The sequence below is a fragment of the Mycolicibacterium helvum genome (genome assembly GCF_010731895.1).
Taxonomy (GTDB): Bacteria; Actinomycetota; Actinomycetes; order Mycobacteriales; family Mycobacteriaceae; genus Mycobacterium; species Mycobacterium helvum.
Map to the genome: position 1 here is coordinate 3,473,244 of NZ_AP022596.1, position 11,934 is coordinate 3,485,177.

The 11,934-nt window shown below is 61.5% G+C and carries 11 protein-coding genes; 6 read left to right on the forward strand and 5 right to left on the reverse strand.

The window, feature by feature from the left end:
- The first annotated feature begins 433 nt into the window (after positions 1-433).
- Together G6N38_RS16385 and G6N38_RS16390 are read left to right on the forward strand one after the other, a co-directional pair.
- Positions 434-1,153 carry a siderophore-interacting protein gene (locus G6N38_RS16385; protein WP_163749174.1) on the forward strand — a complete coding sequence of 240 codons (720 nt, stop codon included), beginning with the start codon at positions 434-436 and terminating at the stop codon, positions 1,151-1,153.
- Between the two features lie 86 nt (positions 1,154-1,239).
- The gene (locus G6N38_RS16390) at positions 1,240-1,707 is read left to right on the forward strand and encodes an MTB12 C-terminal domain-containing protein (RefSeq protein WP_246227248.1); all 468 of its coding nucleotides are present in this window, start codon (positions 1,240-1,242) and stop codon (positions 1,705-1,707) included.
- Between the two features lie 114 nt (positions 1,708-1,821).
- Here the strand turns inward: G6N38_RS16390 and G6N38_RS16395 are convergent, their stop codons facing one another.
- On the reverse strand, positions 1,822-2,466 hold the full coding sequence (locus tag G6N38_RS16395) for a TetR/AcrR family transcriptional regulator (protein WP_246227250.1): 645 nt from the start codon (positions 2,464-2,466) through the stop codon (positions 1,822-1,824).
- 160 nt (positions 2,467-2,626) lie between these two features.
- On the opposite strand from G6N38_RS16395, the gene G6N38_RS16400 reads away from it, so the two are divergent.
- Positions 2,627-3,346 carry an O-methyltransferase gene (locus tag G6N38_RS16400; RefSeq protein WP_246227252.1) on the forward strand — a complete coding sequence of 240 codons (720 nt, stop codon included), beginning with the start codon at positions 2,627-2,629 and terminating at the stop codon, positions 3,344-3,346.
- A gap of 52 nt (positions 3,347-3,398) precedes the next feature.
- On the opposite strand, the gene G6N38_RS16405 is transcribed toward G6N38_RS16400, so the two are convergent.
- Complete coding sequence (locus G6N38_RS16405) at positions 3,399-3,944, reverse strand: TetR/AcrR family transcriptional regulator (RefSeq protein WP_246227254.1); 546 nt, start codon at positions 3,942-3,944, stop codon at positions 3,399-3,401.
- A 702-nt stretch (positions 3,945-4,646) separates the two neighbouring features.
- Here G6N38_RS16405 and G6N38_RS16410 point away from each other — a divergent pair.
- Complete coding sequence (locus G6N38_RS16410) at positions 4,647-6,200, forward strand: PPE family protein (RefSeq protein ID WP_163749176.1); 1,554 nt, start codon at positions 4,647-4,649, stop codon at positions 6,198-6,200.
- 189 nt (positions 6,201-6,389) lie between these two features.
- Here G6N38_RS16410 and G6N38_RS16415 read toward each other — a convergent pair whose 3' ends face one another.
- The 3 genes from G6N38_RS16415 to G6N38_RS16425 all read right to left on the reverse strand — a co-directional run bounded on the left by G6N38_RS16415 (position 6,390) and on the right by G6N38_RS16425 (position 9,654).
- Entirely contained in the window at positions 6,390-8,648 is a 2,259-nt protein-coding gene (locus tag G6N38_RS16415) for a 2Fe-2S iron-sulfur cluster-binding protein (RefSeq protein ID WP_163749177.1), read from the reverse strand.
- Between the two features lie 89 nt (positions 8,649-8,737).
- Positions 8,738-8,959 carry a hypothetical protein gene (locus G6N38_RS16420; protein WP_163749178.1) on the reverse strand — a complete coding sequence of 74 codons (222 nt, stop codon included), beginning with the start codon at positions 8,957-8,959 and terminating at the stop codon, positions 8,738-8,740.
- Positions 8,960-9,231: 272 nt separating this feature from the next.
- Entirely contained in the window at positions 9,232-9,654 is a 423-nt protein-coding gene (locus tag G6N38_RS16425) for a PPOX class F420-dependent oxidoreductase (protein WP_163749179.1), read from the reverse strand.
- Positions 9,655-9,743: 89 nt separating this feature from the next.
- Here G6N38_RS16425 and G6N38_RS16430 point away from each other — a divergent pair, with 89 nt between their 5' ends.
- Positions 9,744-10,175, forward strand: coding sequence for a DUF5313 domain-containing protein (locus G6N38_RS16430; protein ID WP_163749180.1), 432 nt, complete (start codon positions 9,744-9,746; stop codon positions 10,173-10,175).
- Positions 10,176-10,464: 289 nt separating this feature from the next.
- Positions 10,465-11,919: an aldehyde dehydrogenase family protein gene (locus G6N38_RS16435; RefSeq protein ID WP_163752056.1), complete on the forward strand. Its 1,455-nt coding sequence runs from the start codon at positions 10,465-10,467 to the stop codon at positions 11,917-11,919.
- Positions 11,920-11,934: the final 15 nt, after the last annotated feature.

An 11,934-nucleotide genomic window follows, 5' to 3' on the forward strand; every position in this document is an offset into this window, starting at 1 on the left:
GCTTCTAACTGCCGATATGACGGCTTACGGCTGCGCGTACACAGAGTTCGTAACTCACATTTTGTGTACGTGGGGGAGTAAGAACATTGGAGGTTCCGTGACTCAGACGAAGGACCGATTTCGGCAGACGGCTCTGCCGGCCAAGCCACGTCCTCGCCGCACAAATGGGCCTCGATATCCCGGAGAAGCTATCGCACACGATCGGAGGAGAACTCCTGCCGGCACTGCAATGATTCGATGAATCACTGTGCAGCACAGCATGATCGATCAGCGGAGTCACGATGAGTGCGCGCTTCCTCCGAGTTGTCACTACCGGGCGCCTGGCTGCCATCGGAGGGCTCCCGGGCTAGCTCCGCGACCGCGCGCCTCGTTGCGAGGCGCGCCAACCCCAGCGCTCAAATCTAAGACGGTTTGGCGCGAAGAAAGGAAACCTATGGCACCCATTACCGCACGTCTGTCCGATCTCGCCGCAGACGTCCTCTTCACCTCCGTGCAAATCAACGCCGTTACCGAACTGGCCCCCAAATACCTGAAGGTCACGCTGGGTTGCGAGGCGTTCGCCCGCGCCAAATGGACCCCAGGCGACAAGCTGCAACTGCGGCCTCGGCGCGGATCTCTCGCGATGCGCACCTACACGCCGATCAACTGGAATACCGACGAGGGCTCCACTGACGTGATCGCCTACCGCCACGGTGACGGCCCCGCTGTGGACTGGTTCAACAACGCCGAGGCGGGCGCTGGCGCTGAAATATTCGGCCCGAGCAGATCGCTGGATCTCGGCGACACGGTCGCCCGCACCATCTTCGTCGGAGACGAGACCAGTATTGGACTGGCCTACGCACTCAACCACCTCGACACCGAGGCCACATACCTCTACGAGGCAACCGATCCCGACGCGCTGTCCGCTGTGCTCACCGCACTCGAGAACATCGAGAACACCGAGGTCTTCGCCAAAGCCGAAGATCGCGGCCAACTACTGGAAGCCATCGTGCAAGCCGCCGAAGGCTGCTCCAGCTCATCCTTGGACCTCATCGTCACGGGGGACGCCGCGACCGTCAATGCCGTCCGTCGCAGCCTCAAACGCCGACCTGATCTCACACCCCGCATCAAAGCCCGCGCCTACTGGGCACATGGACGCACCGGACTGAGCTGAGGAGAACTCCGACATTTGCCGCACGCCAGGGGATCTCTGTCCAGACCCCTATCTCATAACAAACATCGAGGAAATGGATGAACGAAATGACGTCTACCACCGCTAGCGGGAATGTCTTGCGCCACAAAGTACTTGCAACGATGGCCGGCGCGATCACCGGTGCAACCGTTCTCGGGGGTGCCGTGGCCCATGCCGAACCACCTGCCTTGCCGTCCGCCGAGCAGTTGACCAACCAGGTGTCGGTGATCTTCGACGTCAATGCCGACAGGGCGCAACGGGCGTCTTTTCTCGAGGCTGGTGATGCCGCCCTTCCCGTCGTCGATATCGTGGGAGGACCGATTGCGCAACATCGCTCGATGGTGTCCATGCGCGTCGAAAACCCGACGCTCGACGGCGACCACCTCAGCTCGCAGCTGGTGATGTCCGTGATGGGCATGGGCGCGCAACGCCGCCCACTCGACTGGGTTGAGCAAGACCGAACCTGGAAGTTGTCGACCGCCTCGCTATGCAGCGTCTACACCGAGATCTCCCGGACCTCAAGTTGTCCAGTGTGACACAAGATCCGGCTCGCCCAAGCTCGCGGTCGAAGCGTGACGAGGGCCCTGCACAACGATGGGAGACGTCATATTCGTTGCCGCTACTCCGATCTGCACGCCGGGGTCCTCGGATCAGCGTGAGGCTGCCTCCGATGGCGCCCCTGCCAGGTATCGGTACAACATCTCGACCAGCTGCGTCTCCAATCGGGCTATATCGACAGATTCGGGCTGCGCGAGAATGTGGTGAACCACCATTTCAATCGTTGAAACCACCAGTCGTGCAGCCATTTCCTTGTCATCGATCGTGACTTCGGGGGAGCGCTTCATGACGTCGAGTAGGTGCGCCATCCGAGCGGCTTCCAGTTCGGCGACCTTGGCCATCAGTTCGCGAGATCGTGGTGCCTGCTCCATCAGGATGCGCAGGAATTCCGGATCAGATCGGTGATTGTCGACATTGCTCTGCACCATTGCAGTGATCACATCGATGAGGGCTGGTGCCGGATCCTTCGGGCGCAGAAGAAGATCGGTTGCCCACCCAGCGTCCAGATGCCGTGTCGCCAACTCCAACAGGATCGCGTCCTTGTTCGGGTAGTACTGGTAAAGAGAACCAACAGAGAGGTCTGCCCACTCGGCGATCCGATTCGTAGTCCCTCCGGCGTAGCCGTACTGGGCGAAAACGTGAGTAGCGGCGTCGAGAATGCGGCGGCGCGTCTCCTCCGATCGGCGTTGCCGCGGTTGTTTGCGCGGATTGAGCTGAGGTTTGGTGCCGGTCATCATTCTCCTGAGGTGTGCCTCAAAACGCGAGTATCAAGTTGAGCCAGCAGAAGCGATAATTGACGTCTGAAATGCACAAACGTGTTTCGCACAGTCCCGTTGAGCGCCGACTTTACTCGCATGTTGGGGCGCTGGAACCGCTACATCCGGCACTGTCCAACTCGTGGACGCCGACAATGACCAAAGGACCCGCAACGTGAACTCGCTCGATACGCCACAGGTCTCCAGCGTTCTTGAGCGACTCTTCGGAGAGGCCGAACGCGCCGATCGGCCCTTCATCACTGAGATGCTGGATAGTGCCGAGGCGGGGATCGATCCTGTGGCACGGGCGTTGGAAGCCGAAGCCGAAGACTACAAGGGGTTCTATCGCCGAGCGGTGCAGAATTTTCTCTGTGTGTCGCCGACGTACGGTCGGTTCCTCTATCTCTGTGCGCGAGCCGTAAAAGCCAAGCGCGTAGTCGAATTCGGCACGTCATTCGGTGTCTCGGCTATCTATCTCGCCTGCGCTGTGCGAGACAACGGCGGTGGGACTGTGATCGGCACCGAGCTGGAACCGAGCAAGGCAACACGCGCCTACGAGAATTTGACAGCCGCAGGGGTGGCCGACCTCGTCGACATCCGGATTGGTGACGCAGTCGATGTGCTGAGCTCCGACCTCGGCGGCCAGGTTGATCTCGTCCATCTTGATGGCGCGTTGAGTCTGTACCGGCCGGTGTTACGACTGCTGGAACCGCGCTTGAGTTCGAGCGCCCTCGTGGTCGCGGAAAACTCCACGTCTGACTATCTGGACTATGTCACCGGCCCTGGCAGTAGCTACCTGTCGTTGACATTGCCCTTTGATAGGGACGGGCGCGGCAACGAGTTGTCGGTTTTCACTGGCTGACAACGCAATCGCCACGGTCAAGGTGCTGTTGACCGGACCAGCGTCATAAACGTTAACGAGGATCTTCGAGGTCTCGGTCTGCGGTGAGATAAGTCGTCAGCATTGCGACCAGTTCGTTTCCGAAGCGTGTCGTCTCAACCGGCGCTGGTGCAGCCAGCGCATGGTGCACAACCAGTTCAATGGTGGTGACGACCAGGCGCGCCGCGGTGTCCTTGTCCTCCACCGTCACTTCCGGGTGTTGGGTGAGAAGCTGATGCATGTCTTCGACTGAGGACCCGCGCAGTTCTGCGACCTTGTCCATCAGTTCCTTTGATCGGGAGGCTTCTTCCGCCAGCACTCTGAGGAACTCCGGGTTTTGGCGGTGGTTATCGATCGCGGTCGTGATGACGGCGTGCATGACACTGGCGACGGAGGCAGGACCTTCACCGTCACGCAGTCGATTTGCCGCTGCAATTCCCGCATCGAGGTGACGTGCGGCTAGTTCAACGACGATGGCGTCCTTGTTTGGGTAGTACTGGTACAGCGATCCGATGGAGACATCCGCCCACTCGGCGATGCGGTTGGTCGTCCCCCGGGCGTAGCCGTACTCGGTGAACACTTTGACGGCCGCGTCGAGTATGCGTTCACGGGTCTCCTCGGCTCGCCTTTGACGGGGCCGCCTGCGTGGGCGAAGCTGACGCTGATCGGCTGGCAAAACACTCCTAGGGGCTCACGACGTCTTCAGCCTAGACTCAATGCAATCCTATTCGGGTTACGCATCTGATCGAACGCTGTTGAGCACGGCGGGATTACACAAGGGTGCAGCCGGGCCGGAATGTGAGCACCCGTCGTATGCGGATGGGATGCCACCCATCCACGCGGCGTTTCCGCGCCCCGCGAGCAGGCCTTCGGCATCGCATGCTTCGAAAAGCGCTGAGCCCGGCCGAATGTGAGTAGTCACGGGACGCCTGCCCGGACCATAATTGTGCTGTGAACTGCAGTAATGGAGGCACCTCGCGGCGATCGCGAGGTGCGAAAGCTCACTTACCGCGGCGTGGGAATGCTCCCGATTCTGTCGACGAGGCGGCCGTCCGTCGCTTTCCTGCTGTCAGCTCACGTTCAGTCCGATTGACCCGGAATCCAGAACAGTGCCGGGATTCTTCGAAAGATCTGTGTAAGAACGGCATTAGGCGCGTGAAGACTGCGCGTCGGCAACTCCGCTTGCTGCTGGGGCCGATTCGTCGAGTTGCGACTGCCTGAGGAGGCCACTGATGAGTGCGACCCGAGTCGGAGCAACTACACCGGTTGGGACCCAGGGGCGATGACCGCGCCGATGTGGTTTGGTATCCCGCCGGAGGTACATTCGGCACTGTTGTGCGCCGGGCCGGGAATCGGGCCATTGCTGGCTGCAGCGGACGCCTGGCAAGCGTTGAGTGCTGAATATGGATGCGCGGCAGCCGAGCTCCACACCATCTTGGCGACGGTGCAGGCCGGTGTCTGGGAAGGACCGAGCGCCGCGCGGTACTTCGCAGCCAACTGGCGCTATCTGGTCTGGTTACACGAAGCAGCTGCGGTGGGTGCCACCCGTGCTGCTCAGTGTGAGGAAGTCGCCGGCGCCTACACCGCAGCGCTGGCCAACATGCCGACGTTGGCAGAGCTTGCACTGAACCACGTCGCACACGGAGCCCTGCTCAGCACGAACTTCTTTGGGATCAATGCGATACCCATCGCGATCAACGAAGCTGACTACGGCCGCATGTGGGTGCAGGCGGCCACCACGATGTCGGTTTACGACGGTGTCGCAGGTATGGTCCGCGCCGCGACACCACGACTGTCACCCGCACCGTCGGTCTTGACCGCCGAATTATTGGGCATTGCCGCTGTCACCGATTACGCGCCGACCCAAGCCGCCGAGGCAGGATCTGCCCTCAACGGGAGCGAGTCGACAGTGTCGGCGCTCTTAGAAGCGCTGATCAGAATTCTGGTGCCGGCGCCGGTGTTCCAGATTGCGGAGGAGATCGCCAAACTCAATCTGGCCCAACTTGTCGCGCTGCTGCTCGTCAACCCGGTGGCGGCTGCATCAGTCCTTGCCCCGCTTACGTCCGCAGTGCTGGGGCTCGTCGCGTACGTGAGCGTCAGTCTCATGCTATTCGCCTTGCAGATCGGGGCGACCCTTCTTCTCGTAGCGCCGGCAATCGCACTTCCTCTTGCTATTGCGTTGTCCGATTCCGACGACCCGACTCCGGTACCCGAGGGCGCGATGGCGCCGCAACCGAAGGTTGCGGCGCACCCAAACGGCTCGGCTGTCGATTACCATCCTCGTACTTCAATTCCTTTGCCGGCCAACGCTGCTCCTACGAGTGCCGCCACACCGACATCTCAGGCTCCCGCACCGCATGGCAATGCGCCCGCGCCGCCGGCGGGCGCGGGACCAACAGGTTCACTGCTGTACGCAGTCGGGGCGGGAGGTTTCCCGCCCCCCGGCAATCCGACGCTCAACGAGGAATCTGGCCAACACGGTAAGTGGGCTACGGCTGGTGAATTGGTGTCCGAGACGCTCGTGCAGTCGACAGGTTCGCACCGCAAGTCCAGAAAGCGTCGTCGACAGACCACGCCTCTTCGGCGTGACATGAACGCCTACGCGTATCTTGAGGATCCGGCCCCGTCGTCTCAGTCGCCGCCGATGCCCGGTTACACCACGTCCGTGTCGGATCTCGGAACGGCGTCCATGGCGGACCGTACCGATGGTTCTCAGGCCGAGGTTCCTGCTCGCGGATACGTCAGCCTTCCCTCGGATCCGCATCGTGAGCAGCTGTCGACAGAGGTGCTGCTGCCAAGAACCTGGCCATCGCCAGGCCAGAACAGCGGCTGCTGAGGATGGCGTCGCATTCGCAGGTCTCAATGTTCTCGTGTCCAACTCCATGCTCACCTTGGCCTGTATTACTGAGGTGACTGAACTCTCGCCCCGATTCGTCCGGGTTGAGCTGGGTGCGGACCCATTCCGGCGCGCCAACGGTGCGGGCTTACACCCCGATCAACTGGAACCAGGACGAGGGGGCAACTGCTACTCATCGATGATATCGATGCGCACCGGCGACCGAGGCTTGCCGATGCATGCCAAAATGTAACCGTCAGAGCGCTGTTCAGGTGTCAAGCAGTTTGGCTCGGCCATCCGGACTTCGCCCTCAATCAGCTTCACCATGCAATCGCCGCAGTTTCCGACTGTGCACGAGTAGGGCATCGAGACTCGGGCATCGAGGCCGGCTTGAAGCAGGCTTTTGCCGGGTTCAACGGTTAGAGTTGCGATCTGTGCCCCGTCGGACTCCACGGTCATGATCTGCGGGGCGAGGTCTCCAATATCGAGGTCGTCGGCGGCTCGGACAAATCGCTCTTGATGGATGCGGCTCTTATCGACGCCGTCATCGATGAGCACATTGCGAGCGCCGTCCATCAAACCTTCTGGGCCGCAGATGTAGTAGTGCGCGTCCCCGGCGAAGGTCAGGCTACTCAGTTCTCGTCGTAGGAGATGCTCGTCAAGTCGGCCGATCCCTCCCGTCCACACCGGCGACGGACTGGTCAGAATGTGTCGCACAACCAAGCGCTCGCAGTGCCGCGCACACAGTTCGGCAAGGGCGTCGGCGAAGATGATGTCGCTTTCGGTGCGATTGCCATAGATGAGCACCACTCGACTGTCTGTGGTTTCGGTCAGGATCGTGCGGAGGATGCTCATGACCGGGGTAATACCGCTGCCTGCGGCGATGAGGACGAGGTTCTTGGGTGCCGACATCGGACTGGGGATGCAGAATGCACCCGACGGCCCCAGAATCTGAAGACGCGCGCCCGGTTTGACCTCCGTATTGAGGTACGTGGACATCACGCCGTCGCTCACCTGCTTGACCGTGACAGCGCATCGCTTCCCGCCGGGCGCACATGACGCGGAATATGCACGGCGAATCGTGCGTCCACCGATCCGGGCTGAGACCGTGAAGAACTGTCCGGCCTTGAACTCGAACGGCGAGCCCGAGGGGTCCTCGAACACCAGCGTGGTGGCAGCGGCGGTCTCACGAATAACATCCACCACCTTGACATCTCTGAGACCCATCGCCGTGTCAGTGGCGGGGCGTGGCGTCAGGCGTAGACGCGTGAGGAGCCGCCGGAACCATCCGCCGCTGGCATGAGCCGTCTCAATCCCGCTGGGTGAGTGTACTTCTGGCGCGGACCCTGGAGCTGCGTATCCCTCGCCTGTCAATTCCGACCTGTACGTGAGATCGGCAACTGCCTTTGCGAGGCGGGGGTATTTCGCCAACAGGGCGAAGGCGGCGCCAAGCGCTGATCGCTTCTCGGATCGGCTGGTCATGATGACGACATGCTGAGAGGCCAGTGCCATCATATTGGGCATTTCGTCGCCGCGGGAATCAAGATGCCACAGGTCGGACTTGAGAATTGCAGTGTTAGTGCGTATCTCGACGTTGGTCACCTTGATGATGAGCGCGGCGTGTGGGCCCGCACCCTTGATCTCCATGGTTGCCAGCAGTTCCGAATCATCGGACATGTACCCAGTGCCATGAAGGTGAAGTGCGAGATCGCTGCCGGGGATGACTGCGGCCAGGGAGATTCGATCATTCTCGACGAGGTTGTGGAATGTGTCTGCGCGCTTGTTGCCTTTGCGGTCAGGAATGGCAACCGTGTTGGCATCGAGTATCTGGACAAATCCAATACTGTCGCCTCGCGGACTGGTGTCGCTCGACAGGTCACCCGCCCACGTCGACACGACAAGGAACGGGCATGCTGCGAAGAAGTCGGCGATGGCCGGGTCATCGAGCGTCCTTGACTCACCCCCGTGGGCCTTCGCGCCGACCCCGGGCTTTGGAGGTTCAGGAGTGCCCCACAACCCGGATCGATGGATTGCCTTGGCGCAGTGAACAAAGGCTTGCTGCACCTTGATCTCCACTGTTGAGCTTGAGCGGCTCACTCGTCCGTTCAACCGGAGAACCTCGCCAACCCCGGGGAGGAGAAACACGAATGATATGCCGGTGTTCTGCTGCGGAGGATCTTCACCATCGGGAACGGGTACGGAGATGGTGTTGGGATCCAACATTTCAGCGAATCCCGGAGCGCCGCCGATGAATGTCGACACCGGGCGGGCATCAGGCCCGGTGAGGTATCCGATACCTGCGATGGGAGAGTGAGCAAGGATCTCCCTGCACCCGTCGTCGAGGTGGTCGAGTTCTTTCGCCAGTACCACTGCGGGTGGACGGCCGATGATGGTCTCGACTTCGTCGACCGTCGTCAATCGATGCAGGGCTTGCGTCTTGATGGTCACGTTATCGGGTCCTCCGTCGGGAGATTGTCGTCGGGGCGCCAGCGCCGGCAAGGTAACGGCCCAGCCACGAAATGCGAGTAGCTTTGCGATCACGCGACGTACGAAGTCCGCATCAGTGCTGGTAGTAAGCCTATTATCGCAACGGCGACGGCAATTTGGTACTCGCTTTCTTGGGCCGCGAAGAGGAAATGGCGATGGCCGATCGGCGTGCCGTTGATCCGCGCAAACAGCTGACGTGGTGCGGGGTGGGGGACCGCAGCACTGTTGTCTCGACGCGGATACTCGCGTTTTGCCGCGATCTTGGACTCCAACGGCTCCAAGTTTCGAGTAGGAGAGCAATCAAGGAAGGAGCGATCGGAGTCGACTGACCGCTCCCTTGGGTGCTACGTCGAGTGCGCCACAAGCCGAGATCGGCAGGCTCGCAGCGCAACTCGACGTCCGCACCATGGCTGTCGGGTTATTGACAAACGATAGCCTCAACATCTTCTTAGGTGACGACGTCCTGTATTGGTATTGCCAGGGTGAGGTCTCCGGTCAGGCAGGCAAGTATGTCGGGGGCCGTGCGCAGGCCTCGGAGTGCGCGTCAATCAGCGACGTTGAATCCTGCAATGACTTTCGTCGGCGTTATCCGCACGATCAACTCGCCAGGCACCCCGTTGCGCCGACCGTATTCCTCGGCGCGCTCGGCACCCATATAACGCCCGGCGATGCGGGTGGCGGTGTCCAGCAAGTCCTCGGGGTCTTCTGACGTCGACGCGATCCCCTGGACCTGTACAAACGAAAACGGGGGATGCTCGTCGTCGACGCACACCACCACCCGGGGGTCGCGGTCCAGGGCTCGGCCTTTGGCGGCCTGCTTTGCGGTATTGAAGACCAGCTGGTTGCCGTCGACGACGAACCACACCGGCGCGACCAGCGGTCGGCCGTCCGCTGCGACGTAGCCCAACTTGGCTGTCCGAGTGCCGTCGGAAAGGAAGGCAATCACTTCTTCGGAGAGTTTTTCCATACGTTCGAGGCTATGCCCGGCGGCCCCGTCAGCCGTGCCGAACTGGGCGAGTAGGGTCGTCAGAGAGCGCCCGATTCGAGGAGGAAGCTATGTCCGCCACCAGGCCTAACCTTCTCCAAATCATCGCTTACTCGTATGGTTTCCGACGGCTGCCCGCCGCCATGCGCGACTGGGTCGCCAACGACCTCGCGGGACCGGGCTGTGTCCGACGGTTCATGCTCAAGGCGGCCATACCCCCGTTCTTCATTCTGGCGCCGTTCTGGCTGTTGCCTGTCGAGCAGAACGCGGTGTACGTGCACGCCGAAATGACGGTGCCGATCTACCTGTGGACATTGGCTATCTCGCTGGCACTGAACAAAGTGTGGCGGCGGCACCGCCTCGCGGTGCACGGTTTGGATCCCAATCTCGTCGATGTCGGCAAGCGCCAGAAGAATGCGCGGATCGATCAGGATTACGTCGCCCGCTTCGGACCCCGGCCGCAAGAGGCCGACTACCAGAAGAACAGCAATCCGTTTTTCTGAACCAACGGTCGCGGCATGCCTGCATCGAGACCTCAACCGAGAGTTCGCGACCGCAGACACCCTGCAGCAGGATCTCGCTGACCTGCCTCCCGCCTGGCCGCAGGTCGTCGACGCCCGGCGACTACCGAACGCCGCACGCTAACCGCTGACAAGAGATATGTCCGCACATGCGGATCTATCAGTTACTTCGTGCCGCGCCTGCGGCTCTTGACCGGCTGCGAGCCTCAATGCTAAGCAATTGCTCAGCATTCAGGGAACCGCTCGACGGATAACGAAGATGAGGTCAACGATGACGCTGCAGGCCGTGTTGGACGACATCCGAAGCCGACCCGGTGACGGCGAGATCATCTCGATTGTCGACCCGGTGACCGAGGAGCAGATCGGTGAGTTCACCGACTGCGGCCCGCAGGCGGTCGACGATGCGGTCGGCCGGGCCAAGGCGTCGTTCGAATCGGGTGTCTGGTCGCAGCTGCCGGGGCGCGAGCGGGCCAAGGTCATGTGGCGCATCGCCGACCTCATCGACGAGCACGCGGCCGAATTCGCGGCGATCGACTCTGCCAACACCGGAATGATGAAGCTGCAGTCGGAGATGGTGGTCCCCACCTGTGCCGAATTCTTCCGCTACTACGCCGGCTGGTGTTCCAAGATCAACGGCACCTCCTACGACGTGAAGACCACCGGCATTGCCGCCGACAGCTACGTCGACCTACACGCCTACACGCTCAAGGAGCCCTACGGCGTTGTCGGCCTGATCTTTCCGTGGAATGGCCCTATCTTCAACGCCTGCGCCAAGATCGCCCCCGCGTTGGCGGCAGGCTGCAGCAGCCTGGTGAAACCCGCTGAGGAGACACCACTTTCGGCGGTTCTGTTGGACCGGTTGATCCACGAGGCTGGGGTGCCCGAGGGTGTGGTCAACCTCCTTACCGGCTACGGGCACACCGCCGGCGCGGCGATCAGCGCGCACAGCGGCGTCGAGAAGGTCGCGTTCACCGGCTCCACCGAGGTGGGCAAGATGATCGTGGCTGCCTCGGCGGGCAACCTGAAGAAGGTGATGCTCGAACTCGGCGGCAAGTCGCCGGTGCTGATCTTCGACGACGCCGATCTGGACAAGGCGATCTTCGGCGCCGCAATGGGTATCTTCGTGCACTCCGGACAGGGGTGCGTCTGTGGCTCAAGGATTTTCGTGCAGCGCGGCGTCTATGACCAGGTGGTCGAGGGGATCGCCGGAGTGGCCAACTTCATGAAGTACGGGGGCCCGGATGAGGAAGGGGTCATGAGCGGCCCGCTGATCAGTGCCAAACAACTCGACCGCGTGCTGGGATTCATCGACGAGGGTAAGCGCGACGGCGCCGAGGTTGTCACCGGCGGGTACCGGCTCGACCGCAAGGGGTACTTCGTACACCCGACGGTGCTCACCAACGTCGACCCCAGCATGCGCCTCTATCAGCAAGAGATCTTCGGGCCGGTGGTGTCGATCATCCCGTTCGACGACGAAGACGAAGCCATCGCGATGGCTAATGACACCACCTACGGGCTCGCGGGCACGGTGTGGACCACCAATATCAGCCGGGGCCACCGGCTTGTGAAGCGTCTGCAGGCGGGCAGCGTGCAGATCAACTGCCAGCTGATCTTCGACCACGATGTGCCTTTCGGCGGCTACAAGCAGTCCGGTTGGGGCCATGAGTTCGGCAAGGAAGGCCTGGAAGGTTACTTGAAGACCAAATCGGTGTGGGCCCAGCTGTAATCGAAACGATGACCG